Raw genomic sequence first — 24265 nt, forward strand, 5'->3', positions numbered from 1 at the left:
GAGAACGCGCATGCCTTACGCGACTGTGAACGGTCAGCAGCTCTACTTCGAAGACAGCGGCGGCGACGGCCCGGTGGTCGTCTTCAGCCACGGCAACCTGATGGACCGGCGGATGTGGGCGCCGCAGGTCGAGGCGGTGCGCGGCGAGTTCCGGTGTGTGGTGTGGGACGAGCGGCTGCACGGCCTGTCCAGGGACGACGGCGAGCTGTACACGTACTGGGAATCCGCCGACGATCTGCTCGGTCTGCTCGACCACCTCGGGGTCTCGCGGGCGACGCTGGTCGGGCATTCGCAGGGCGGGTTCCTGTCGCTGCGCGCGGCGCTGCGGGCGCCCGAGCGGGTCAGGGCCCTGGTTCTGGTGGACACCGCGGCGGTGGCCTGGCCGCCGGCGGCTCTGGCGCAGATGAGCGGGGTCAGCGAGGCTTTCCGGGCCGGCGGCCCTGACATGGTGGCCCCGGTGCTGCTCGACCTGCTGCTCGGCAAGCCCGCGATCCACGAGGAGTGGCTGCGCTCGTGGCGCGAGCAGCCCCGCACGCGGCTGGCGGACGCGGTTGCCGTGCTCATGAGCGTGGACGACGTCTCGGGGCGCCTCGGCGAGATCACCGCGCCGGCGCTGATCGTGCACGGCGAACGTGACCAGCCGGTCCCCCTTGCCCTCGGGCAGATGCTCCGCGCCCAGCTGCCCGGGGCCCTGGACATGCTCGTCGTTCCCGGCGCCGGCCACACCCCGAACCTGACGCACCCCGAAGCAACCAACGGGCCGCTCACCACTTTCCTGCGGCATCACGCCTGAGCGAAGACCAACTCCGACTCGGTCAACTCGGCTATGCACGCGTTGACTGCTGCCTCCGGCGCGGCGGCGAGCATTCACCGCTCGCGCATGAGCCTGGCTCCACCCGTCATCGCTCCTTGGAGTCGGTCGTCTAGGCTGGCTCGGTGACTGATGAGCAGGAGCGGGTGCAGCCGTCGGGCGTATGGGCCACGGCGGTGGGGGTGGCCAGGGTGCGGGCGCTGGAGACCGAGCGGGAGGACGCGCTGTTCCGCGACCCACTGGCACGGGCCTTCGCCACCGCCGGCGGCCTGTGGCCCTCCTCGGCGCCGCTGCCCGATGACGAGGGGGCGCGCCGCCGCCGACTGGCCGTGTCGGCCTCCATCGTCATCAGGACGAAGTTCCTCGACGACCTGTTGCAGCGGGCCTCCGCGTCCGGGATCCGGCAGGTCGTGCTGCTCGGCGCCGGCATGGACAGCCGGGCCTTCCGGATGGACTGGCCCGAGGGCACCCGGCTGTTCGAGGTCGACACCGCCGCGCCACTGGACTTCAAGGCTTCGGTGCTGCGCGAGGAGCGGGCCGTCGCACACTGCGAGCGGATCACCGTCGCGGTGGATCTGCGTGCGGACTGGCCAGGCGCGCTGGCCGCCGCAGGGCACGACCCGGCCGTGCCCACAGTGTGGATCGCCGAGGGACTGCTGATCTATCTGCCCGAGGACGCGGTGGAGTTGCTGCTGACCCGGATCGGCGCGCAGTCAGCGGCAGGCAGTCGGATGGGGCTGACGTTGGGCTCGCGCGGCGTGCTCGACCGCTTCGGCGCGAACGCCGCGCCGGGATCGGCGGCGTCCATGTGGGTCTCGGAGATGCCCGACGACCCGGCGGGCTGGCTGGCCGGGCACGGCTGGGAGGCCGACAGCCACACCCTGCGCGAGCGCGCTGCCGCCTACGGCCGCCCGTTCAGCACCCCGCCGCAGCGCGAGGAGCAGCCCGGCGGACTGATCTCGGCGGTCCGCCGGTAGAGGGCCTCCCGGTTCCCCAGATGATCGATTCCACGGGGGCCTGATGAGTGGAGCCGGGTTCATGCGCGCGGCGGGACCTGGTCCTGCCGCGCTCTGGTCGGTGGTCCGCTGGAAGAGCGCGGAGCCCTTCTCTGCACTACCGCAGCAGATGGACTGCGGCCTTGGGCGCGCCTGGAGCTGGCTGACGCAGGCGTCGACGTAGCGGGTTGCACCCGTGGGGGAGGTGGTGCGCGCATCTTCGATGCGCGGCACGCACCTGACGGCTGTTCAGTTGGTGATGTCGGCGAGCCGGGTGACCTCGTCGAGGTCGTCCGTGGCGGGCACGAAGATGATCTCGTCCACCCCGAGGTCGGTGTACTCCGTGAGGGACTGCTCGATCGTCGACCGGGTGGTGTGGAGCACCGCATTGCGGGCGATGTCCTTGGGGGCCAGCCGGTAGAAGTCCTGGATGTTCGCCTGTCCGGCCTCGGTGTCGCCCAGCGCGAAGTAGGCAAGGACGACGAGTTTCGGAGCGCCTCGGCGGCCTGCCTCCTGCCAGGCCCGCCTCGCCGCCTCGAAGCTGGGCGCCGTGATGGCCGGGGGCAGCGAACCGCCGATGTAGCCCTCTCCCCAGCGCACCATGCGGTGCAGCGCGCGAGCGGAGTACCCGCCGAACAGCATGGGGACCTGCCGGGTGCCCGATGGCACGGCCGGGTTCGGTCCGTTGCCGACCGGCTCGCCGCCCCAGACCGCGCGGTAGGTGTCCAGGTCGGATTCCAGTCGCGCGCCGCGACCGTGCAGCTCGTGCCCGGGAACGGTGAACTCGTCCGCGCGCGACCCGACGCCGACACCGAGCGTGAGACGGCCGCCGGAGACACCGTCGATGCCCGCGATCTCCTTGGCCAGCAGGGCACCAGGCCACGTCGGGGCCAGCAGCACCGCACTGAGCAGTCCGATCGTGGTGGTCGCCCCCGCCGCGGCCGCGAGCGCGACGGTGTCGCTCACCCCCGGGTATGCGTAGCGGCCGGTCGTGGCGAGGGTGGAGAACCCGGCTTCCTCAGCCCGGGCCGCCCAGCGTGGCAGGGCCGACGCGGTGACATGGCGTACCTGATTCGGAAGTCCGATGCCGATCTGCACGGCGGTTCCTCTCTGCGGTGGGATCAATCCTGAGTCAGGGCTTGCCAGGAAGGGAGCGGAAGAACTCTCGGATGTCGGCGATCAACAGCTCCGGGGCTTGCAGGGCGGGGAAGTGCCCGCCGCGGTCGTACTCCCGCCAGCGCCTGACCGTGTGGGACAGGTTCGCCAGTTCCTGGATGGCGTTGTCGCCGGGGAAGTTGGCCACCGCCGTCGGCACCTCCGACGGCGACGGCCTGCCCGCCGGCAGTTCGGCTCCGGCCTCGAAGTAGAGGCGGGCCGCCGAGCCCGCGGTCCTGGTCAGCCAGAAGATGGTGACGTTGGTCAGGATCGCGTCCCGGTCGATGGCGGTCTGCTGCGTCTGCGTGGGGTCGTAGTCGACGAACCACTCCAGGTTCCAGGCCAGTTGACCGACCGGCGAGTCGTTGAGCGCATAGGCGATCGTCTGCGGGCGTGTGCTCATCTCGTGCATGTAGCCGGAGCGCCCGTACCACCAGCGTTCGTGGTTGAGTGCCCGTTCGCGGTCCGCTTCCCTGAGCAGTTCGCGCTCATCGGGGGACGTGGGCCAGGCGGCGAAGGCCAACGCGTTGACGTGGACTCCGATCACCCGGTCACCGGCTACCCGACCCAGCTCGGGCGCGATGAGACTGCCGAAGTCTCCGCCCTGGGCCGCATAGCGCTCGTACCCGAGGTCGCTCATCAGTTGGGCCCAGGCGCGGGCGGTGCGATGGACGCCCCAGCCGCGCTCGTGGGTCGGGCCGGAGAAGGCGTACCCGGGCAGTGAGGGCGCGACGACGTGGAAGGCGTCGGCCGGGTCGCCGCCGTGTGCGCGGGGATCGGTCAGTGGTCCGAGGATCGCCTGGAAGTCGGCGATCGTGCTGGGCCACCCGTGCGTGATGATCAAGGGGGTCGCGTCCGGCTCGGGAGAGCGGAGGTGCAGGAAGTGGATGTTCTGCCCGTCGATCTCGACGGTGTACTGCGGGTGCGCGTTCAGAGCTGCCTCGTGCGCCCGCCAGTCATAGCCCTCTCGCCAGTGATCGGCCAGATCCCGCAGCCATGCCTTGCTGACGCCGTAGGACCAACCCGCCCCAGGTAATTCATCGGGCCAACGGGTGCGGTCCAGACGCTGCGCGAGGTCCGCGAGATCCGCTTCGGGTATGTCGATCCGGAATGGCCGGGGTGTGGATGTCATGCAAGTCTCCTGGGTTGTGAAGCGCGTGCTGCGGCGACAGGCCGCTGGCGAGGTGTTCGGCCGCGGGCCGCAGGTCTCACTACGGGCGGGGTGAGCCGGGCGGCGCTGACCCCACCGGTCGGTTCAGACGCCGTTCTCGACCAGGGCCTTGAGCCGCGGCAGAGTCTTCTCGATGCCCTCGGCGTTCCAGCGCGGCCACGGTGTGCGCACGAGTAGTCCGCGCACCGGCGAGGTGGAGAGGTCACAGGTCTCGATCACCCGCGTGCCGCCGTCGACCTCCTCCAGTTCGTAGCGCCAGCGGTGCTTGCCGGGGTGGCACCACGCGATACGCCGGTCCGTCTCGAACTCGACGACCGTGTTGACGATCTGGTAGCGGACGCCGAACAGCTTCATGGCTGTGGTGAACGTGTCGTCCAGGCTCAGCCGTTCCGGCCCCGAGACCGCGTTCTTCACGGTGCCCGAACCATCGAAATCGGCGTGGCGGTGCGGATTGGCGAGCACCGCGAACACCGCCGGAGGCGCTGCGGCGATAACGATGTCGCGTGAAATCAGGAGTGGGCGGGGTGTGGAGGACATTCGGTTCTCCTGGTTCGCTCATGGCGGCGCGAAGCGCAACTCATTGCGGCACGAAGCGCAACATGACAACATGTTGCCATGTCCGACAAGCTAGCGAGACGACAACATGTTGTCAACAATGGTGACCGGGCCTGCGATGCCTACAGCGCACTGATCGACCAGGTCGGCAGTCTCGCCAACGTCGTCGAGGCGATCGGCAACGGCATCGCCCGACCCACCGGCCAGAGCCTGGCGCGCTGGCAGGTCCTCGCCGAGGTCGAACAGGAAGCCGCCCCGGTCGGGGCCATCGCATGTCGGCTCGGCCACACGCGCCAGGCCGTCCAGCGCGTCGCGGACCTGCTCGTCGAGGACGAACTCGCCTGCTATCGGCCCAATCCCGCGCACCAGCGGGCCAAGCTGCTCGAAGTCACCCCGACCGGCCGCGCCGCACTGCACAGGATGCAGACCGCCTACACCCAGCTGGCCCTCCGCACCACCGAAGGCCTCGACGCGGAAAGGCTCCACCTCGCCCGCGAGACCCTCAGGGAACTACAACGCCGCCTCGAATCCGAACTCCCCTGACCCACCGAACGGCGCGGCAGCACCTGGTGAACACCGACGGCGGGCGCCACGGCGTCGCCGCCGCACGCGCCCGCCAGGCTCACCCCACGGCTGAGCCGGGAGCGAGGCGAGACGGACGCCGCGGTCCAGTCGGCTGGCGCACGGCGCCACAGTGGCCTCACTGATGTCCCCGACCAGCCATCCGCCGTCACCGATCCGGACGCAGCGCACCCGTCGCTCTCCACGAGCAGGGCGGAGCGCTCCACTCACCTCCGGACGTGATCGGCGAAGGCGAGCTCACCGGCCTCCCAAGACGACGTCGGCCACGGCCCCGGGCTGGACCACGCTCAACGATCGGCCCGGCGTGGGACCGTCCTGGCCATGGAAGGAACCATCAGGATCAGCAGTTACACGAGGAACAACCAACAGCATGTCGTTCCTCTCGACCTGGAGGAGCTTTCCATGACTGCAGAACTGGACGGATCCACCGCTCTTGTCACCGGCGCCTCCGCCGGCATCGGCCGGGCCGTTGCCCTGCGCCTGGCAGCGTCGGGGGCCTCGGTCATCGTCCACGGGCGGGACGAGCAACGAGGTAATGAGATCGTCGAAGAGATCGCTGCCGCAGGCGGGAAGGCCGCTCGGTTCGTTGCCGCGGACCTGAGCAGCTCCGAAGACGTCCTGCGCCTTGCCGCCGAAGCGGGCGAAGTGGACATTCTCATCAACAACGCCGGTATCTACCGGTTCGCCAGTACACCGGATACCACCGCCGAGATGTTCGACGCCCAGATGGCCGTCAACGCACGCGCGCCGATGCTCCTGGTCGGCGCCCTCGCCCCGGGAATGGCTGCGCGGGGGCATGGCGCCATCGTGAGTATGAGTACGGCGGCGGCTACCACGCCGGTGCGGGAATCGGGCGCTTACGGGGCCTCCAAAGCCGCGCTCGAGCTTCTCACCCGAGTATGGGCTGACGAGTTCGGCGCCCAGGGCGTCCGCGTGAACGCCGTCGCCCCGGGCCCCGTCTACACCCCCGGGACGGAGGAGATGGGAGAGGAAGCCCTCCAGGCGATCGGGCGAACCACCGTACTGGGGCGGGTCGCAGACCCTGAGGAAATCGCCGAAGCGGTTGCGTTCCTTGTCTCGTCCCGCGCCAGCTACATCACCGGCACGGTTCTCGAAGCACGCGGCGGACAGCTCGCGATCGGCTGACTCCGGGCCGGGCCGCGATGGGCCTCGATGGGCAAGCCCACCGCAGTCGCCCCAGCGAGTCGCCGAGTCGCCAGGCGTACGACCGGGTCATCGAGGCAGCCGCGCAGATCGGTCACGGCCGCGCCCCGGCCCGCCCGTCGTCATCCCAGAAGTCGCGACTGACCCGCGGTACGCGCGCTCACTGCCACGAACGAGAAACGTAACGCCCCGTCCCCGCCCTGTGCCAGCCGGACGTGCCCGGGTGGCTCCAGGGGGCTTCGTCGTGCCGCACGGGGCCCGTCGCCGTCGACCGGTGAACGGATCGACCACCGTCGCCGCGTCCGCGCCTTCCCCGGCGATCCGGACGACCGCTGAACTCCCGGACCGGCACGACCGGCAGAGCGGCCTGCGTCTTCAGTGCATCAGGAGATCGATGGCGACCTCCAGTCGTCCGAGGTAGAACTCTCGTGATGCGGTCTGGTGCTTGAGACCGATCGATGCGCTGATCATCGTCTGTGCGACAGGGGTGGCTGCCTCTTGTCCTGACTCGACGGCGATCGCGTCTGTGACCAGTTCCTCGAAACGTCGCGGCGTGGTCTCGACGACTTCTCCGAGGAGGTCGGGGTTGTCCTCGATGACCACCGCGACATCGCGCGTCAGCGGTCCGATGTAACGGCCCGTCCACTGGTCGAACGCTTCGACGAGGCGCTCTCTGAGGGGTCGGCCGGTGTCGGCCAAGGCGCGTTCGGCCGCTGCGATGTCCCGCTCCAATGCCTGGGTGACAGCGGCCCGGAACAGGGCCTCCTTCGAGGAGAAGAGGAAGTAGAGCCCCGGCCGGGAGATGCGCGCCGCCCGCGCCACCTCCTCCATCGAGGTCTTCCTGTAACCGAATCGCGCGAACGTGACCATGGCGGAGTCCAGAACCGCGGTCCGACGGCCGGCGGTATCGGCGACTGGCGTCGGCGGGTGGCCAACATCGGTGCTGGTGCTGCTCATGCGACCAGCATACGGGACCAGGATTCGCACTATACAGAGTAAGTCTAGTGCGTATAGTCGCTGCCATGGCTGCTCGCGAACCCCTCTCCACGCCCTTCACCTCCTCCAGCACCGCCGACGACGTACTGCGGGGCGTCGACCTCACCGGCGTCCGCGCGATCGTGACGGGAGCTTCCTCCGGACTCGGGATCGAGACGGCTCGTGCCTTGACCGCTGCCGGGGCAGAGGTGACGCTCGCCGTCCGGAACACGACTGCGGGCGACGCCGTCGCTGAGGCGATCGCGAGCTCGACCGGAGGGATCCGGCCTCGCGTCGTGCGGCTCGACCTCGCCGACAGGGCCGCCGTCACCCGCTTCGTCGACGCGTGGGACGGCCCACTTCACCTGCTGATCAACAACGCGGGCGTGGTCACCGGTGGCCTCGAACGAACCCGTGAGGGCTGGGAGCTTCAATTCGCGACGAACCACCTCGGCCACTTCGCCCTGGCCACCAGCCTTCACGGCGCCCTGGCCCAGGGAGCGCTCGACCGCGACGGGGCGCGGATCGTCTCGGTCAGTTCGACAGCGCACATGCGTTCCGGCGTCGACTTCGACGACCTCCACTTCGAGCGTCGCCGCTACGACCCGCAGATCGCCTACGCCCAGTCGAAGACCGCGAACTCGCTCTTCGCCGTCGAGGCGACCCGCCGGTGGGCCTCCGACGGCATCATCGCCAACGCGGTGAACCCCGGTGGTGTCGCGACGGGACTGCAGCGGAACTTCACCACGCAGCAGAAGGAGTCCCTCGACGCGGCCGAGGCCGCGGGAGTCTTCAGGTACAAGACGGTCGAGCAAGGGGCCGCCACCAGCATCGTCGCGGCCGTCGCCCCGGAGTTCGCGCACTCCGGAGGCCACTACCTCGACGATGCACAAGTGGCCTACACCGTGCCGAACGACGCCGACCTCGCGCAGCACCCGCACGGCGTCAAGGAGTGGGCACTCGATCCCGCCACCGCCAAGCGCCTCTGGACGGACTCGACCAACCTGCTCCGCGTCTGACCTCGCGACGCCACCAGTGGCAGTCCCAGAGCGAACGGGATCGAGCGATTGGTGAACAGCCTTGGCATCGCGGCCTGGAGCAGGCGTTCGCCGCCCGCGGCGTCGCATCGCCCGCAGACCCCGCGTTCCTCGCCCTGATCGTCCACGCTTTGGAGGACGGCCTGCTCGTCCAACGCCTGCTGGCCCCCGACGGCATCCCCGACGACGACGTCGTCGACGCCTTCGATCTGCTCCTGCGCTCGTGGACCGCGCTCGCCCAGCGTCCGACAGGTGAGGGCGACGGCCAGTAGGGACCGGGGCGATCGGTCACGCCGGACATCTCCTCGGCCAGCAGGCGGCGTTCAGCGTGCTCGTCCAGGCCCTGAAGCCCGGCCCCGTCGAGCCCGGACGACGATGATGCCGCCCCTTGAGAGCGGCCACCCCCGCTCGGGGGTGGCCCCGCGCAGCCGGCGCCGTGACCACATCGAGCCTCCTGGCCTGCCGAGCGGCGCCTGGCCCAGTGCTGGTGGGGCCGCCTGATCCTCTTGCAGAGGGGGCTGCGCCTCGGAGTGCACGGTTCAGCGCTCCTGCTCCGGAAGATGGCGGACGAAGTCCAGTAGCAGGGTGCAGAACGTGGAGGGCTGTTCCAGTGGCGCGAGGTGCCCCGCGGCGGGGATGACCACGGCTTCGCCTGCGTCGAGGTCCCGGGCCAGTGCTTGGCCGCCCTCGAAGAAGTCGGGCATGTCGTGCTCACCGACACCGACCAAGGCGGGCACGGTCAGCGTGCGCAGCACCGCCGTTCCCTCGCCGAGCGGGTCCGCCGCCAGGGACGGCTCGCCGTGGGCGAGTTGTTCGGTGAGCTGGCCGCGGAGCATGCGGGCCGCGTGCGCGCGTACGGCGTCGGTCGCGCCGGCCGAGGTCCACGCTTCGACGCCGGCTGTCACGGCTGCGTCCAGGTCGCCGGCGGCGAGCGCCGTCCTTTCGGCGTCCCAGGCGGCTTGCAGACGGGGAGAGGCCGGCTGGTCGTGGGGCCGATACCCGACGAGTACCAGGCCCTCGATCCGCTCCGGCGCCGTGATGGCGGCCTGGAGTGCCACCAGGGCACCGAGGGAGTTCCCGGCCAGGACGAAACGGTCGGCCCCGAGGTGGTCGAGGGTGTCGAGTACGTCCGTCCAGGGGGCCACCTCACGGTCGGCGGGCACGAGCGCGTCGCCGTGGCCGGGCAGGTCCAGCGCGATGGCCCGCAGGCCCGCGTCGGCGAGCAGGGGAAGGTGGGCGCCCCACATGGTGCGGTCGGTGGGACGGGCGTGCAGCAGGACGACGGGACGGCCTCGGCCCGCTTCGTCGGAGGGCAGCAGCATGGCAAGCGTCTTTTCTTCGGTGGGGACAGGGGGGGAAGGAGATGGGAGAAGGGCCGGCTCACGGTGCGAAGGAGCAGCAGGACGGAGCAGGGGCGCTGCCTCCTGGGGCGGCTGTCACACCGCCGCAGTCAGTTCGTCGGCCTCCGCGGCGCTCAGCCTCAGGGACGCCGCCGCCAGGTTCTCCTCCAGGTGCGCGACCTTGGAGGTTCCGGGGATGGGCAGGACGACGCCGGAGCGGGCCAGCAACCAGGCCAGCGCCACCTGCGACGGGCCGGCGTGGTGGGCGGCCGCGATCCGGTCGACCGGGCCGCCGGGGCGGGCCAGCTCGCCCGCGGCCACCGGCGCCCAGGGAATGAAGCCGATGCCGTGGCGGGTGCAGTACTCCAGGACGTCGGCGGAGCTGCGGTCGGTGAGGTTGTAGCGGTTCTGCACGGTGGCGATTTCCGCGATGGTGCGGGCCTGCTGGATCTGGTCGACAGTGACCTGGGACAGTCCGATCGCGACGATCTTGCCCTCGTCCTGGAGCCTCTTCAGCTCGCCGACCTGGTCCTCCAACGGGACCTGCGGATCGATGCGGTGCAACTGGAACAGGTCGATGTGCTCCACGCCGAGCCGGCGCAGACTCATCAGGGCCTGCTGGCGCAGGTACTCCGGGCGGCCCACCGGCGGCCACGCCGCCGGACCGAGGCGCACCAGTCCCTCGTCGGTTCTGATCACGTCGGGCCCGTTGCGGGTCAGCCCGGCCTTGGTCGCGATCAGCACGTCGTCGCGGTAGGGATGGATCGCCTCCCGGATGATCTCCTCGCTCACGTACGGGCCGTAGGAGTCCGCGGTGTCGATCAGCTGCACGCCGAGTTCGACGGCGCGGCGCACCACACGCACGCACTCCCGACGGTCGTCGGGCTCGCCCCACACGCCGAGTCCGGTCAGGCGCATGGCGCCGAAGCCGAGTCGGGCGACCTTCTTGCCGGCGATCTCGAAGGTGCCGGCGGCGTCGGAGAGCGACGCAATCATGATCGGGGTCCTCCTTCTTCTTCGGGGGTGTGCTGGTCCGTCAGGGACGCTTCCTGCTCGGACAGTCGGCCGAGCAGGATCAGGGCGTCGGCGCTGGTGCTGCCGGGTTCCGCGCTGTAAACGGACAGGTGCTGTCCGGGGGCGCTGGTGACGGCGAGTGCCTCGAAGTGCAGACGTATCTCACCCACCCGTGGGTGCCGGAAGTGCTTGTCCTCGTGCGTGCGGGGACGGACCTCGTAGTGCGCCCACAGGCCCGTGAACGCGGGGCTGCGCACGCTCAGTTCGCCGACGACCCGCTCGATCCGCTCGTCCCGCGGGAACCGCGAGGAGGACGCCCGCAGGTTGCCCACCGCGATCCGCGCCGCGCGGTCCCAGTCGGCGTAGAACTCGCGCGCGAAGGGATCGAGGAAGATCATTCGCAGCAGGTTGTCGTAGCGGGCGAATCCTGCGTACAGCTCCCGCGCCATCGTGTTGGCCGCCAGTACGTCCTGTGCCGCCCCGACCACGAAGGCCGGCACTTCACGCATGCTGTCCATCAGCCGCAGCAATTCCGGAGCGACGCTCGTCGTGGCAGCCGCCGTCTCGAAGACGGACAGGCCCAACCGGAAGAGGTGGGTGGTCGCCGCGTCGTTCAGCCGCAGCGCCCCGGCGATCGCCCGCAGCACCTGCTCGGACGGGCGCCGCTCGCGGCCCTGCTCCAGCCGGATGTAGTAGTCCGTGCTCATCCCGGCCAGCAGCGCCACTTCGTCACGTCGCAGCCCGGGCACCCGCCGCGACCCGTCGTCGGGCAGGCCGACGTCCGCTGGCACGACCGCCGCACGGCGGGCTCGCAGGTAGTCGCCGAGTTCGTTCACGCTTTCCATGGCAGCCACGCTAATCGCGGACGGACGCCGGGGCGTGGGTGCGCTGCACCCCTCCACGGCCGGGCACGCCTCCTCGGCTGGCCGCAGCACACCCTCCCACGCCAGCGGCCGTGCCCGTAGCTTCGACGCCGTCACCAGTCACCGCGCTGCCGACCGCACGACGATGCGGCCTCTGCCCGTCCTCTCCGGGGCAGGTCGAGGAAGCCGTCACGGCAGCCGTGACGGCTTCCTCGACCTCGAAAACCGGAGTTCCTTCATGCCCGAAGCATTCGCCAGCGCCCTCATCCCGGCCCGGGTCACCACGGTGTGGCGCGTGGTCCGCGACTTCGGTGGCCTGGCCGCCTGGCAACCGGCCGTCGCCGACTGTGTCCTGTCGGACGGACAAGCACCCGACCGCGTCGGTTGCGTTCGCACGCTGTCCATGGCCGACGGGGAGATCGTGGTGGAGTCCCTCCTGGCACTGGACGACCACGCACGGTCCCTGACTTACGGCATCGTCAGCTCCCCCTACCCGGTGCAGCGCTACCGGGCCACCATGCGGGTTCTGCCTCTCACCGCCACCGATGAGACGTTCGTCGGTTGGTCGGTGAACTTCGACTGCGACCAGGCCCACGCCGACGAACTCGCGAACAACTTCCGGACCGACATCTTCGCAGCCGGACTGCGAGGCTTGGCCGATCACTGTTGCACACCGTGATGGACGGTTGTGGCCGGGTTGGTCCGGCCACCGTCCCAGGTGTCCTGGCCGCTCGCACCGACCCTGCGGGAGTCGGTCTGCATGACGTACACGTAACGGTCGACGACGTTGCCGATCCGCCAGCGGCTGAACTGGCACGAACTGGGTCGGTGGTAGGGGCGGGTCCTGCCGAGCCGTATCGAGCAGACCGTGTCGCCTGCCTGCGGCGCGGGTGGCCCGGAACCGACCTCCTGCCACGCCACCACCAGGTTCTGCCTGGCCAGGGCTGACGACAACCGGGCCGTGACACCGGCCGGCGGCGGCGAGCGGCGACTTCACCTCCCGGCCCCGCCACCGGGCCGACGGTGGGTGCGGCACGGCGAACCCAGCTGACAGGCAACCGGCTGAGCGCGCCCCGCAACCGAACCATGAACGTGAGGGACGTCCGGCGCGCACGCGAACGCGGCAAGGAACCCGAAGGGTTGCGCGGCATCGAGTACGGGTCCGGGGCCGGGTCCGGGACTGTTTCTAGGAAGAGCAGTGTCCTTCGGCCATGGGCTCGGAATGGGCGTCGAGCGCATCGAGCACGGCGTCGCCGTTCGCCCTCGCCCACTCGGTCAGCACGTGGATCGGCTCGATCAGCGTCGTCCCGAGCGGAGTGAGTTCGTACTCGACGCGGGGCGGCGCCTCGGCGTATGCCTGGCGGCGGATGAGTCCGTGCGCCTGGAGCCGTCGGAGCGTCTGGGTGAGCACCTTGCGGGAGATGCCGCCGATCAGTTCGACCAACTCGCCATGGCGCACCGGGCCCTTGCTGAGGCCGGAGAGCACGACCACCGTCCACTTGTCGGCGATCAGCTCGACCGCCAGACGCGCCGGACAGTCGGCGAGCAAGGAATCACCGGGACCAGAACCGCTCATGGCACCCAAGGTACCTGCCGGTTCCCATCGGACACCTAGCCTGGGTCTCCTACCTCCTTCCCCTTCGAAAGCCAGGAGAGTCATGCGCGTCATCACCCAGCAGACGCTCGGCGGTCCCGAGGTGCTCACCCTCGTGGACGCGCCCGAGCCCCGGCCCCTGCCGACCGAGGTTCTCGTCCGCGTCAAGGCGATCGGGCTGAACCCGCTGGAAGCGCTCCTGCGCGCCGGCGAGTTCCCGCTGATCGGCCGGCCGCCGTTCGTCCTCGGCTGGGACATCAGCGGCGTGGTCGATCACGCACCCCAGACGTGGCGGTTCAGGCCCGGCGACGAGGTGTTCGGGATGCCGCTGTTCCCGCGGGCGGCGAACGCGTACGCCGAGGTCGTATCGGCGCCGGCGTTGCACCTGGCACGCAAGCCGGCGTCGCTCTCGCACGTCGAGGCATCCGCGCTGCCGATCGTCGGGCTGACGGCGTGGCAGGGCCTCGTCGACCTCGGCGGCGTGAGCGAGGGCGACCGCGTACTGGTCCACGGCGGTGGCGGCGGGGTCGGGCACGTGGCGATCCAGATCGCGAAAGCGCTCGGCGCGCACGTGATCGCGACCGCCAGCGGCAGCAAGCGGAAGTTCGTCGAGGGCTTCGGCGCCGACGAGGTGATCGACTACACGACGGTCGACTTCACCCAGGCGGTCCGCGACATCGACGTCGTCCTCGACACGATCGGCGGCGACACTGCCAAGCGGTCGCTCAACGTGCTCCGCCCAGGGGGTCACCTAGTGACGGCGGTCGTCGAGGATGCTGCGGAGCTCGCCGCCACCTACGAGGCGGCCGGCATGCGCTTCAGCGGCATCGCGGTCGATCCCGATCCGGTCGGCCTGCGAGGTCTCGTCGAACTCGTCGAACAGGGCAGGCTCCGGGTCCACGTGCAGGAGACGTTCCCGTTCGAGCGCGTCGCCGACGCGCACCGGCTGCTCGACGCCGGTCACCTCCAGGGCAAGCTCGTCCTCACCCTCTGACCCGGTCGCCGACTTGCCACGTCCGGCCCGATGCCGACCACGGCGAGCTGCTGCGGGGCGTGACGTGGCGTTCCACGAGCCGGGCCAGGCAGCTCTCCAAGTCCCCGGTCTGCTCGGTGAACTGCTCGGTGAACTGCTCGGTGAGCTGACCGATGCGCTGACCGATGCGCTGTCAACAACCCAGGGTCACGCGGGTCGGCCCGCAGTCGCGGTGTCGCCAAGTTGGGTGCCTGGGTTGCTTCTCATCGGGATGCGAGCGGGAGCACGGGGAACTCGATGGGCTCGGCGGTCTGGCCCTGGCCGTGTCGCCCCGGCACTACTGGATCACCGCGGGTCTGCTGTCCGAGGGCCACCCCTGACTGTCGCAGTTGCTCGCCGCCGACGATCCGAAGGACGACGGCGACGACGCGGCCGGCCCGGATCCCGCCGTCCGCGTGCACGCCCTCGTCACCGAGACGTACCTGGGCATCCTGCAGGGCGACCCGGACGCAGATGTGCAGCGCGCGCTTGCCGGGTGCGAGGCGGCGGCCAGGCGGGGCGGCCACCGGCGGGAGTCGGCCTGGGTGTGGCAGCACCAGGGGATCCTCGCCGTGTGGCGCGAGGACTTCGCGAGCGCCGCCGAGCTGTTCGCGTCCTGCTGGCCCGGCGGGCGGGTGCGCCGGCCGACGGGATCGCACACGCCAGGGCGGCCGTCGCCCGGCTGCGCCCGTTCCAGGACTGGTGGGGCCTGGCCATGTGTGTGGAGGTCATCGCCTGGAGCACCCGGGGCGCCCCGCGGCGCGCGGCCCGGCTCCTGGGCGTGCTGCACCTGTTGTGGGAGTCGCCGGGCGGGCGGCTGGGCTCGGTGCCGTTCATGCGCGCGCAGCATCTGCGCTTCGAGGCCGCGGCGCGGGAGGCGTTGTCCGGAACTCCCGGCCTTCGACCGGGAGTTCCGCCGCGGGGCGCGCGCCACCGTGGACGAGGCGATGGCCTACGTACTGGACGGCGCGGCCGGGGTGGTGCCGGGGTTGACGCGGCGCGCGAGCCAGGTCGCGGAGCTGGTCGCCGAGGGCCTGACCAACAAGGACATCGCGGCGCGCCTGACGATCGCGCAGCGCACCGCGGAGAACCACGTCGAACGCATCCTGGGCAAGCTCGGGTTCACCTCGCGCACGCAACTGGCGATGTGGACGTACGAGCAGCGCGACGAACCCGCCGGGAGCTGACGACGCTCAGGGACCACAGGGCCGGCCTGCCACACCCCTGTCCGCGCTGCCGGCGAGGACCTACCGGCCCGGTCGCGGGTTGCCGGAGCGCAACCCGCGTGGACAAGCCCCCGGGTGTGTGCGCATGCTCGATCGCGCCCTGCGGTCGATGGGCTTCCCCGGGCCCCGGTCGGGCGAGCGGATCAGCGCAGTCCGGCGAAGAGGTCGTTCTCGGGTACGGCCGTGCCGGTGGCGTCCTGGACGCGGACGAAGGTCTCCATGCCCATCAACTCACCGAACCTCTCCTTGCCCATCTTGAGGAAGAAGATGTTCTCTCCCTGACTGGCGTGCGCGGCCAGCGAGTCGAACTTCTGGCCGCTGAACGCGGTAGTGTCCACCCACGTGGTGATCTCCTCGTCGGGGAGACCGATGTTGGCCATCGCGGCGGCCTCGGCGGGGTCCGGCTCCGGCATGTCCGGGTGGAACTCGCGGATGATCTCCCCGAACCGTTGCATCCCCGAGCGGGGCATCGTCGTCCAGTACACCTTCGGCGTCAGTTCGGTCATCTTCAACGCCGCCATCGTGATGCGGTGTGCCTGGATGTGGTCGGGGTGACCGTAGAAGCCGTTCTCGTCGTAGGTGACGACCACATCGGGTCGGTAGTGCCGCATGAGTTCCGCGAGTCGGCCGGCGCCTTCCTCCACGGGGGTCCGCCAGAAGGATCCGGGGGCGTCGTTGCTCGGCCAGCCCGTCATTCCCGAGTCGGCGTAGTCCAGCATCTCCAGATCGCTGACCTTCAAGACGTCACAGCTCGCCTGGAGTTCTTGACGGCGCATCGAGGCGACGGCAGCCGGGTCGTGCCCGGGATCGCCCGGCTTGACACCCCCGGGTCCGTCACCGCAACCGCCGTCGGTACACGTCACGAGCACCGTGCGGATGCCCTCCGCCGCGTACCGCGCGAGGACTCCTCCGGTTCCGGTGGCTTCGTCGTCGGGGTGGGCGTGCACCGCCATGAGCGTCAAGGGCCGGTCCGTCATGTAACAGTCCTCCTGCAGAAATACGTCTCAGTCCGAATGCGCGGCGGGCGTGCCGCGATCCCGGGGCCCGGTCCTCTCCGTGGGGGGAGAATGATCTTGTGGTCTCCGTGTCCCCCGCCCGTGCGGCGCCGGTCCCTCGGTGGATGCAACAGTCCCGCCCGGGCCGACTGTTCCCGTTCGGCACCTCGGATCACGGGGCGATCGTCGGCGGCGGTGTCAGAAGTCGGCCCCGGTCCGATGACGGGTACCTGACACGGTGCCGGACGGGCACGGACCACCCGGTGACCGAACCGGGCCTCGCTCCCCCACAAGGTGGTTTGAGGTGCCTGGCTGACGCGCCGTCAGGGCCTCTCGGCTAGCTGTCCCTTGTGCCCACGGGTCCTTCCGAGGGATCGCCGTGTGGGTGAGGAGACGAAAGACCGCGGGTGTGGGCGCGGCGCGTGCGGAGGCGTCGACCCCACAGTGCGGTGGAAACCAGACTTCTCATGAGCAGGCGGGGGCGCGGCAGTTCGAAGGTCTTGCGGAGTCGCTCTCCGAGAAGGCACGTGAAGATGCCGCTGGCCAGCGGTGAGAGGAGTCGGGGCATGCGATCGGACAGCAGGGACCGGGTTGCCGTGACGAGGCTGTGCCCTTCTGCGGTGCTGCGGAACGTCCTGACTTCGAATGCGTCCATCCATGCGGTGAATTCCTCGAAGGAGTCGGGGACGTCCGTGATGCCCATTCGTTCGGCCAGGAGTGAGTAGAACGTGTGGGTCGCTCTCTTCTCGGCCTGGTTCGTTCGACGCCATCCGTGGGTGTCGATCCAGCGGACGGGCGTGATGCAGAAGGCTGCCAGTACGTAGACGAAGTCCTCGTTGGAGACGGCAAGACCCGAGTGAAGCCGGATCAGTTTTTGTACTGCCGCTTCCCCCTCGCCGGTGTCCAGTCCGTGCTCGATGAGGGTGTACATGAGCTCGCCGGTGGCCTTCGCCCGAACGCGCGGCTGCTTGGTCAGCTTTCCCGTGCCGACCAGCACGCGGGCGATGGAGGGGACGGCGAAGGTGCGGTAGAAGCCGAGGTTCAGTCCGAGCTTCACATCGCCGGGGAAGTGCGTGAGCGCCATTTCCCGGTAGACCGCTTGGGCTTTCTGCTCTTCCTCAATTGTCCATGGCACTGAAGGTCACCCGGCTTTTTCGCTCATTGGATGCATCTCGTCATTCCGTCTTGTGCGCGTCATGGGGAGGCGGCCAGGACCTTGTCGACAAGTGCGCTGTGGAGGTATTTCCCGACCATGATGAGGTGTTGCCGCTCGGCGTGCGGGGGAACCTCTATGCCCGGGAGATGGTCGCATGCCGGAGAGGGGATGGTCCCCTCCTCCCTGGCACGCAGCGCCGCACGGAGCGCCGCGGCAGCCGCCAGCGCTTCGCGTTGTGACGGCCGGAGGTCCTCGTCTTCCGCGATGCGCCTGGCCGTGTCCACCACGTCGGGAGAGACCCATGGGCGCAAGGACAGTTGACCGTCACGGATTTCTCCGGCCCGTCGGACCGCCATGACCTGCTGACCCCACTCCGAGCGCGGCACCCGGTTCTTCAGGATGAGGCCGGGGTCGATGCGCGTCACCGTCCTCCAGAGTATCTCCAGGGCGTGGAACTCCTGGTTGCGGTGGCGGCGCGCCTTCAGGGCGCTGTACACCCATCCGTACAGGACGATGTCGCCGCCCACCGAAGCAGCCGCGGGGGCAAGGGTGTTGCTGATGGGCTCCATTGAGGGGAGTCCGGCGTTGACGCCGACAATGGCGATGATCTTCAAGACGCCGTACATGGCGACGAAGACACAGCCGATCGCCGTGCAGGTGAGACTGGTGCGGAGCAGCCGGTCCGCCATCCGGCGGGAGTGCCGCCAGGCGAAATAGGCCATCGACCAGATACCGAGCCCGTAACCCGCCTGATAGATCATCAGGAATGCCGTGATGGTGGGTTGCTTGGCGTAGGTGGTGTCGAAGTCCAGCGGTCTTTCGCCGGTCGGTAGCTCTACGGTGAAGAAGAGGACCGTCATCAGCAAGAGGATGACGGCGTAGAGGGGCGCAACCCAACGAGCGGCGCGGCGGAGGCGATCGTTTTCCGCCTGCCTACGGACTTCAGAGGTGGCGGAGCTGCCCCCGTTGGCGGATGCGCCCCTCCAGAGCATCACGATCAAGAGGTAGAAGGCGCAGCACACGGTGATAGCGCTGTAGACGACGTACGTGGCGAGGTTCGAGATCCCCGCGAGCTGGTCGATCAGCCGGTAGTTGTGCGGCGCCGCCACCAGGAAGCCGCTACCGGCGGACAGTGCGGCCCCCGTCATGAGGAGCAGGCTCGGGATCCGTTCGCTGAGCCAGGCGCGCCCCTTGTAGAGGGCCAGGAGGTAGAGGCTCAGGCCCACGACCGTGTACGCGAGGTCGTAGGCGGTCTCCTTGCTAGGCATGACGCCCTTCCCGGTGGATCAGCGCGGGCGCGATGTGCGCCGCCGCCCCGTCCTCCGGTTCGAGGTTCAGCTCCAAGTAGAGGAGCGTGCCGACCGTCTCGGCTTCGTGTTCGGCCGGATCCGCGTAGTGGGAGCGCCCGAGGACCCGCCGGACGACGTCCGGATCGATGGCGTTGTGACGGGGCGCATGGTGCAGGAGGAGATGGGCGAGTTCATGGCACTTCACCAGGGCCTGATGCGCCAGGCTTGTGCCCTTTGGGTAGTAGATGCGGTCCTCGCCCAGATACTGTTCGTACTCACCCGAGGGTTCGCCGGGACGGACCTCGCGTTCGATGAGGTGCAGTGTGCGCCCCGTTCGCTGCTCGTAGGCGGAGCAGAGTTCCTGCAGGGTGGGGTGAGCGGGTAGTCCGAGATCGCGAAGGATCTTCCTCACTCGCTGTCGCTCGGCCCGGATTCCCATGTCGCCAGCCCAACCCTCTGGTATCTGCCACGTCGTCACAACTTCGGGCCGATTCACCGTGATCTCCTGCCGCGGGGTTGCAGGCCCATGCGCTCGCGCAGCGTGTCGACGAGCGTACCGACCACGTCGCGGAATTCACTGGGCAGTTCGGCCAACCCTTCGGCGATGTGCCGAACCTCGTCGTCGAGCGGGCTCTCTGCGCCACTGGCGGCGCCACCGCCGGAGCCAGCCGTCCGGTTGGCTCGCATCTGAGGGAGTCCGCGACGTTCCACGTCGATGGCGAGGAGATGCTGCTCCACTTCCCTGACGTACTCGGCGTCGTCCGGGAGGAAGAAGTAGTCGAGCCGAACCCCGTAGAGGGCGGCGAGCCGCATGGCCCGGTCGCCGCGCGGCACGGATCTGCCGTTGCGCAGGTTGTTGACCTGACTGACCGACATCTGGATCTGGTCTGCGATTTCCTGTTCGGTGTACGGCCTCGCCTGCGTCGCGGGGTAGATCGACTCGTTCAGGCGGTTGAACCGCTGAGCAAACCGTTCGGCCGCGCCCCCTTGCTCGGGTGGTTGCACTCCTACTCCCGCTTTCGTATCGACACGGTCTGGATCCTAGGCGAGCCGAGACGCGCCTCGGCAGCCGCGTCTCCAATTAATTGGAAATAGCATCCCTCGCAAAGGGGGCAAGTCGCTCAAAAGGCGAGGGGTTGGCCAGGTCGATCACCAATTAATTGACAGAACCCCCCTCGTCCACAGAGGATCAGCATCACCCCGGCCCCCACGGGGGTGGGCCGGGGTCACCACACCTGTCTTGCCGTCAGCAGGCCCGCCAGGAGCCTCATTCGGGACGACGCGCACCCACGGCCGAGCCGACGGGCAGACGCGGCAGAACACCCAAGGCCCACGGCACCAAATACACCAACCCGCGGAGTGGCGCCGCTCGGTGAGGGCGCCCCAGCGGAACGTGCCATCCCAGCCGCAAGGAAGTGCTCGGGGCTGGCGTTCGTGGCGGCGATGCAAGCCGTCGACGCCTTGAGGGCCAGGAGACGGTGTACTCCACGAGCCCGCGCACCGTCTGAGCCCGGCCCTCGTTCCTGCGCGACAAGCCAGGGCGAACAGGGCGGTTCCTAGGCGGTTTTGACGGCTCCGCCGTCGATGAGGTGGTCGGTGCCGGTGGTGGCGGCGGCTCGGGGAGAGGCCAGGTAGGCGACGAGGGAGGCGACCTCGTCGGGTTCGACGAGGCGGTTGATGAGCATGCCCATCGCGGCCGGCAGTCCGGCCAGGAGGTCGGCGTGGGGGATGTTCATGGCGGTGGCGAGTTCGGCGCCGTAGCCGGTCGGGCTCTCCCACATGTCAGTGCGGACCGGCCCCGGGGAGACGGTGTTCACTCGCACCCCCTGCGGGCCGAACTCCTCGGCCAGGGCCTTGCCGAACGCGGTGAGGGCCGCCTTGGCGGTGGTGTAGGCGACGGGGCCGCCGTGCGGGACGCGGGCCCCGATCGACGACACGTTGACGATCGCACCGCGGGCGGCCGCCAGGGCGGGCAGGGCGGCGCGGGTGACGCGGACGGTGGCGAAGAAGTTCAGGTCCACCACCTGCTCCCACTGGGCGTCGGTCAGGTCGAGGAAGCCGCCGTTGAGGCCACCGTCTCCGCCGCCGACGTTGTTGACCAGGATGTCGAGGCCGCCCAGTTCGGCGACGGCCTCGGTGACCAGGCGTGCGGACGCGGCGGGGTCGGACAGGTCGGCCGCCACCGGTATCGCGCCGGCCGCCGCCAGTTCCGGGGTGGGAGTGCGGGCGGCGGCGACCACGCGCACACCTTCGGCTGCCAGGGCATGGACGACGGCCAGCCCGATACCCCGGCTGGCGCCCGTAACCAGAGCGGTCTTGCCGTTCAACTGCAGATCCATGGTGCTCCTCCATCGCCGATCGCGTCTTTGGTGATGCAGATAAGTTAGAACATGCATCATCAATGTTGCAAGTAATGGTTGAGTTGCCTCTCTGACGTACCCTTGGGGTTGCCGTTCTCCTGGAAGGACCCGCCCATGGCTCTGCCCGCCTCCCCGAAACCGCTGCGCGCCGACACCGAACGGACCGTGCGCGCGATCCTCGAAGCCGCCGAGCGGGTGCTGTCCGCCAACCCGGCGGCCACCATGGAGCAGATCGCCGAGGCCGCAGGCGTCGCGCGGACCACCGTGCACCGGCGGTTCGCGTCCCGGGAGGCGTTGATCACGGCGCTGGCCGCATGGGCGACGCAGCGGTTCCACGAAGCCGTCGAGGCCGCCCGGCCACAGACCGCCCCGCCCGCCGTCGCGCTCTACCAGGTCACCGCGAACGTGCTCCGCGTGAAGACCGGATGGGGCTTCGCCATGGGCGCCCTGCCCACCGATGCCCCCGAGGTCGCCCGCGTCCACACCGACGTACTCGCTCGGTGCGCGCAGCTGTTCGTCCGCCTGCGCGACGCCGGCGTGCTCCCGCCCGACACCGATCTCGACTGGGCGCGGCGCGTCTACTACGCCCTGATCCACGAGGCCGCCTCCCAGGCCCCGGACACCGACGCCGCCCTGGACGCCCTCGCCACCCGCGTCGTCGGGACGCTGCTGCACGGCATCGGCACCTCGACCGCCAACTGACTGGCCGCCTCTCAGTGCAGGCTCATCCTGATCTGCGCGGGGAGGGTGTGGGCCGTCGGTCGCGACTCGCTTCCGTTCGCGCAACCGACACGGCAAAATCCTGTGCATGGATCAGGGGGTCGCCGCGGTCTGGGCCGCTGGCTTGGCGGGATTCGCGAGTGCGGCAGGTGCTGCTGCGGGGGCAGGGCTGGCAGCGCGCGGGGCACGTGTTCAGCTGCTTCAGCAAGGCGAGTTGGACAAGCAGGGGAAGACGGAGGAGAGGCGTCTCCAGCATGACGAATGGCGCCGGCAGAGCTGCCTCGCCTTCCAGGTGAAGCTCGGGGAGGCCGTCGATGCGCTCGATGAGTTGATGTACGCCCTTCGCAACAGACGGGCGTTGACCGAGGTGCGCGACAAGCTGCGGAGAGCGGAGGGGGAGGTGCTGAGGGGGCATTTCGACAACGTGGTGGTGTGTCAGGTGACGGAGCTTGAGGAGATCTCGGGTGCGGCCCTCCGACGACTCGAAACGGCCCTCAAGGCCGTGGACGCTCTCCGGCGCAGCCCTTCGCACGTTGCCGACATCGACTCGGCCTTGCACCAGCGTTGGCTTGAACAGCGGCAAAGTCTGTTGGATGCGTACGAGATGTTCTCCAAGGCGCTTCCCCAGGCCCTCCCCACCGCGTAGATGAGAAGCTGCCTCAGGCAACACGGGTGACGCGCGCTCGGCAGCCGCATGTACCTCGGGGAAGTCGGCACGGGCGCCGCGGCGACAGCGCGCGACGACGCAGTGCGCACTCGTCCGGCAGGGCCCAACACGGACCAGAAGGCCGCCCGTCTGCACCGCGGTTCGCACGGCGGACGGCCTTCGGGCTTCGGGCTTCGGGCTTCGGGCTTCGGGCTTCGGGCTTCGGGCTTCGGGCTTCGGGCTTCGGGCTTCGGGCTTCGGGCTTCGGGCTTCGGGCTTCGGGCTTCGGGCTTCGGGCTTCGGGCTTCGGCAAGGGACGGTACGGTACGAGGACCGCAACACGTTGGAGAGAGCCGGCAGGGACGTCCACCTCGGCGTCGTCACCGCCGCCGCTCTCGTCACCTGCATCCGATCGTGATCCGGCAGGCGGAGGCTAGAGTTCGGCGAGTTCGCCCAGGAGCCGGGCCGCCGGAACCGGGTCGACCAGCCACCTCAGGTGGCTGCTCGTGAGCGTACGGACGTCGTAGGGGTTCTCCGGCGTCAGCGCGTCGCCCTCGCGGATCATCCGGTCCTGCATGGCGAGCGTCACGCTGGTGTCCTCGGTGAGCCGGACGTACGTCTTGGGAATCCGGCCCCAGGTGTCGGCCTGCGCCCGGTCGTCGGGCGTGCCGACGTCGAGGCTCTCGTCGGGCTGGAAGGTGTTGAGGAAGACCATGAACTCCTCGTCCGTCCCGTCGGCGAGGAAGGCCGCCTTGAAGGCCGCGAGTACGCCGGGGTCGGCGGTGCGGAAGTTGGCGCGCAACAGCCCGAGCTCGGCGGGATTGCCGACCATCGCCGACGCGATGCCTGTGGAGTCGACCGTGGCCATCTCGGGCTCGGCATAGTAGGCGCTGACTTCAAGGTCGACGGGGCACCAGGCGGAGACGTAGACGATGCGGTCGATCAGGTCGGGCCGCTGGTTGGCCGCGACGGTGGCAGTCATGCCGCCACGGCTGTGGGCGACGAGGATGACGGGCCCGTTCCGCTTGGCCCGCTCCAACGTCCCGATGAGGTGCGCGGCGGTGTCGGCGAGCGTGACGCCCTTGATCGCCCCCGGCGTGGTGGCGAGCCCTTCGAGGTCCTGCGGTGCCTGGTAGGCGCGCGGGAACGTCGCGGCGAACCCGTGGCCTGGCAGGTCAACGGCGACGGAGCGGTGGCCGAGGAGGCCGAGTTCGGCTTGGAGTGGTGCGAAGGAGAAGGAGTTCGCGAAGGATCCGTGAACCAGTACGAACGTCGGTTGCATCTGTCTGCTCACTTTCTGGCCTCTACGGCGTCTGCGGTGCACGCTTGCCCGCCCGGCGCCGCGCACCCCCTCACGGCCGCGGCAGGGGCACGAGACGTCCTCCCGCGGGACGCCTTCCCGGCCGCAGAGGTGTTTTCGTGCAGGGCGAGCGTCAACGGGCGAGCGCGGAACCACGAGGGCGACTTACGAACAGCCGCCCGCCATCTGATGCTTCACCGTACTCAGTGAAAGATCATCCGCACTACTCGTAGGAGTCCTTCCGCTTGTGCACGTCGCCGCCCGCCCGGCACGACCTCGGCCTCGACCTCGGCCTCGACGGAGGG

Annotated in this window: 28 protein-coding genes; 11 read left to right on the plus strand and 17 right to left on the minus strand. The window is 69.6% G+C overall.

Annotated elements, in window-relative coordinates:
* The first annotated feature begins 10 nt into the window (after positions 1-10).
* Both ACLJT4_RS20955 and ACLJT4_RS20960 read left to right on the plus strand, forming a co-directional pair.
* A complete protein-coding gene (locus ACLJT4_RS20955; protein WP_411123975.1) occupies positions 11-793 on the plus strand; it encodes an alpha/beta fold hydrolase in 783 nt (260 codons plus the stop codon).
* 143 nt (positions 794-936) lie between these two features.
* Complete coding sequence (locus tag ACLJT4_RS20960; RefSeq protein WP_411123977.1) at positions 937-1788, plus strand: class I SAM-dependent methyltransferase; 852 nt, start codon at positions 937-939, stop codon at positions 1786-1788.
* Positions 1789-2055: 267 nt separating this feature from the next.
* On the opposite strand, the gene ACLJT4_RS20965 is transcribed toward ACLJT4_RS20960, so the two are convergent.
* The 3 genes from ACLJT4_RS20965 to ACLJT4_RS20975 all read right to left on the minus strand — a co-directional run bounded on the left by ACLJT4_RS20965 (position 2056) and on the right by ACLJT4_RS20975 (position 4669).
* Entirely contained in the window at positions 2056-2904 is an 849-nt protein-coding gene (locus ACLJT4_RS20965) for an LLM class flavin-dependent oxidoreductase (RefSeq protein ID WP_411123979.1), read from the minus strand.
* A gap of 34 nt (positions 2905-2938) precedes the next feature.
* Positions 2939-4093: an epoxide hydrolase family protein gene (locus tag ACLJT4_RS20970; RefSeq protein WP_411123981.1), complete on the minus strand. Its 1155-nt coding sequence runs from the start codon at positions 4091-4093 to the stop codon at positions 2939-2941.
* Positions 4094-4216: 123 nt separating this feature from the next.
* The gene (locus ACLJT4_RS20975) at positions 4217-4669 is read right to left on the minus strand and encodes an SRPBCC family protein (RefSeq protein ID WP_411123983.1); all 453 of its coding nucleotides are present in this window, start codon (positions 4667-4669) and stop codon (positions 4217-4219) included.
* Positions 4670-4747: 78 nt separating this feature from the next.
* On the opposite strand from ACLJT4_RS20975, the gene ACLJT4_RS20980 reads away from it, so the two are divergent.
* Positions 4748-5230: a MarR family winged helix-turn-helix transcriptional regulator gene (locus tag ACLJT4_RS20980; protein ID WP_411123985.1), complete on the plus strand. Its 483-nt coding sequence runs from the start codon at positions 4748-4750 to the stop codon at positions 5228-5230.
* A gap of 360 nt (positions 5231-5590) precedes the next feature.
* A complete protein-coding gene (locus tag ACLJT4_RS20985; RefSeq protein WP_411123987.1) occupies positions 5591-6415 on the plus strand; it encodes an SDR family NAD(P)-dependent oxidoreductase in 825 nt (274 codons plus the stop codon).
* A gap of 393 nt (positions 6416-6808) precedes the next feature.
* On the opposite strand, the gene ACLJT4_RS20990 is transcribed toward ACLJT4_RS20985, so the two are convergent.
* Positions 6809-7303, minus strand: coding sequence for a TetR/AcrR family transcriptional regulator (locus ACLJT4_RS20990; protein WP_411124282.1), 495 nt, complete (start codon positions 7301-7303; stop codon positions 6809-6811).
* A 152-nt stretch (positions 7304-7455) separates the two neighbouring features.
* Here ACLJT4_RS20990 and ACLJT4_RS20995 point away from each other — a divergent pair, with 152 nt between their 5' ends.
* Positions 7456-8427 (plus strand): SDR family NAD(P)-dependent oxidoreductase, encoded by a 972-nt coding sequence (locus tag ACLJT4_RS20995; RefSeq protein ID WP_411123989.1) that lies wholly within the window; start codon positions 7456-7458, stop codon positions 8425-8427.
* Between the two features lie 149 nt (positions 8428-8576).
* Positions 8577-8717, plus strand: coding sequence for a hypothetical protein (locus tag ACLJT4_RS21000; RefSeq protein WP_411123991.1), 141 nt, complete (start codon positions 8577-8579; stop codon positions 8715-8717).
* Between the two features lie 267 nt (positions 8718-8984).
* Here the strand turns inward: ACLJT4_RS21000 and ACLJT4_RS21005 are convergent, their stop codons facing one another.
* The 3 genes from ACLJT4_RS21005 to ACLJT4_RS21015 all read right to left on the minus strand — a co-directional run bounded on the left by ACLJT4_RS21005 (position 8985) and on the right by ACLJT4_RS21015 (position 11644).
* Positions 8985-9767: an alpha/beta fold hydrolase gene (locus tag ACLJT4_RS21005; protein WP_411123993.1), complete on the minus strand. Its 783-nt coding sequence runs from the start codon at positions 9765-9767 to the stop codon at positions 8985-8987.
* A gap of 114 nt (positions 9768-9881) precedes the next feature.
* A complete protein-coding gene (locus ACLJT4_RS21010) occupies positions 9882-10781 on the minus strand; it encodes an aldo/keto reductase (protein WP_411123995.1) in 900 nt (299 codons plus the stop codon).
* Positions 10778-11644: a helix-turn-helix transcriptional regulator gene (locus ACLJT4_RS21015; protein WP_411123997.1), complete on the minus strand. Its 867-nt coding sequence runs from the start codon at positions 11642-11644 to the stop codon at positions 10778-10780. Before ACLJT4_RS21015 ends, ACLJT4_RS21010 begins: the two co-directional genes overlap by 4 nt.
* A 256-nt stretch (positions 11645-11900) precedes the next feature.
* Between ACLJT4_RS21015 and ACLJT4_RS21020 the strand changes: the two genes are divergently transcribed.
* Positions 11901-12341 carry an SRPBCC family protein gene (locus tag ACLJT4_RS21020; protein WP_411123999.1) on the plus strand — a complete coding sequence of 147 codons (441 nt, stop codon included), beginning with the start codon at positions 11901-11903 and terminating at the stop codon, positions 12339-12341.
* Here the strand turns inward: ACLJT4_RS21020 and ACLJT4_RS21025 are convergent.
* Positions 12323-12616, minus strand: coding sequence for a hypothetical protein (locus tag ACLJT4_RS21025; RefSeq protein WP_411124001.1), 294 nt, complete (start codon positions 12614-12616; stop codon positions 12323-12325). The two genes, ACLJT4_RS21020 and ACLJT4_RS21025, sit on opposite strands and share 19 nt — an antisense overlap.
* A 232-nt stretch (positions 12617-12848) precedes the next feature.
* Positions 12849-13238: a winged helix-turn-helix transcriptional regulator gene (locus ACLJT4_RS21030; protein ID WP_411124003.1), complete on the minus strand. Its 390-nt coding sequence runs from the start codon at positions 13236-13238 to the stop codon at positions 12849-12851.
* Positions 13239-13320: 82 nt separating this feature from the next.
* On the opposite strand from ACLJT4_RS21030, the gene ACLJT4_RS21035 reads away from it, so the two are divergent.
* Positions 13321-14250, plus strand: a complete 930-nt coding sequence (locus ACLJT4_RS21035) for an NADP-dependent oxidoreductase (RefSeq protein ID WP_411124005.1) — start codon at positions 13321-13323, stop codon at positions 14248-14250.
* A 242-nt stretch (positions 14251-14492) separates the two neighbouring features.
* On the opposite strand, the gene ACLJT4_RS21040 is transcribed toward ACLJT4_RS21035, so the two are convergent.
* Positions 14493-14825, minus strand: a complete 333-nt coding sequence (locus tag ACLJT4_RS21040) for a hypothetical protein (protein ID WP_411124007.1) — start codon at positions 14823-14825, stop codon at positions 14493-14495.
* 390 nt (positions 14826-15215) lie between these two features.
* Between ACLJT4_RS21040 and ACLJT4_RS21045 the strand changes: the two genes are divergently transcribed.
* A complete protein-coding gene (locus ACLJT4_RS21045; protein ID WP_411124009.1) occupies positions 15216-15455 on the plus strand; it encodes a response regulator transcription factor in 240 nt (79 codons plus the stop codon).
* A gap of 182 nt (positions 15456-15637) precedes the next feature.
* On the opposite strand, the gene ACLJT4_RS21050 is transcribed toward ACLJT4_RS21045, so the two are convergent.
* From ACLJT4_RS21050 to ACLJT4_RS21075, 6 genes are all read right to left on the minus strand, one after another.
* A complete protein-coding gene (locus ACLJT4_RS21050) occupies positions 15638-16471 on the minus strand; it encodes a PIG-L family deacetylase (protein ID WP_411124011.1) in 834 nt (277 codons plus the stop codon).
* 355 nt (positions 16472-16826) lie between these two features.
* Complete coding sequence (locus tag ACLJT4_RS21055) at positions 16827-17624, minus strand: oxygenase MpaB family protein (protein ID WP_411124013.1); 798 nt, start codon at positions 17622-17624, stop codon at positions 16827-16829.
* Between the two features lie 59 nt (positions 17625-17683).
* Positions 17684-18913 (minus strand): MAB_1171c family putative transporter, encoded by a 1230-nt coding sequence (locus tag ACLJT4_RS21060; RefSeq protein ID WP_411124015.1) that lies wholly within the window; start codon positions 18911-18913, stop codon positions 17684-17686.
* Positions 18906-19346 (minus strand): hypothetical protein, encoded by a 441-nt coding sequence (locus ACLJT4_RS21065; protein WP_051661500.1) that lies wholly within the window; start codon positions 19344-19346, stop codon positions 18906-18908. Before ACLJT4_RS21065 ends, ACLJT4_RS21060 begins: the two co-directional genes overlap by 8 nt.
* A gap of 80 nt (positions 19347-19426) precedes the next feature.
* Positions 19427-19939, minus strand: coding sequence for a helix-turn-helix domain-containing protein (locus tag ACLJT4_RS21070; protein WP_016574913.1), 513 nt, complete (start codon positions 19937-19939; stop codon positions 19427-19429).
* A 551-nt stretch (positions 19940-20490) separates the two neighbouring features.
* On the minus strand, positions 20491-21273 hold the full coding sequence (locus ACLJT4_RS21075; protein WP_411124018.1) for an oxidoreductase: 783 nt from the start codon (positions 21271-21273) through the stop codon (positions 20491-20493).
* Positions 21274-21408: 135 nt separating this feature from the next.
* Between ACLJT4_RS21075 and ACLJT4_RS21080 the strand changes: the two genes are divergently transcribed.
* The gene (locus ACLJT4_RS21080) at positions 21409-21996 is read left to right on the plus strand and encodes a TetR/AcrR family transcriptional regulator (RefSeq protein WP_411124020.1); all 588 of its coding nucleotides are present in this window, start codon (positions 21409-21411) and stop codon (positions 21994-21996) included.
* A gap of 106 nt (positions 21997-22102) precedes the next feature.
* A complete protein-coding gene (locus tag ACLJT4_RS21085; RefSeq protein ID WP_411124022.1) occupies positions 22103-22660 on the plus strand; it encodes a hypothetical protein in 558 nt (185 codons plus the stop codon).
* A 433-nt stretch (positions 22661-23093) separates the two neighbouring features.
* Here the strand turns inward: ACLJT4_RS21085 and ACLJT4_RS21090 are convergent, their stop codons facing one another.
* Positions 23094-23954 (minus strand): alpha/beta fold hydrolase, encoded by an 861-nt coding sequence (locus ACLJT4_RS21090; protein ID WP_411124024.1) that lies wholly within the window; start codon positions 23952-23954, stop codon positions 23094-23096.
* Positions 23955-24265: the final 311 nt, after the last annotated feature.

Source organism: Streptomyces sp. x-19 (assembly GCF_046549115.1).
Lineage (GTDB): Bacteria > Actinomycetota > Actinomycetes > Streptomycetales > Streptomycetaceae > Streptomyces > Streptomyces albulus_C.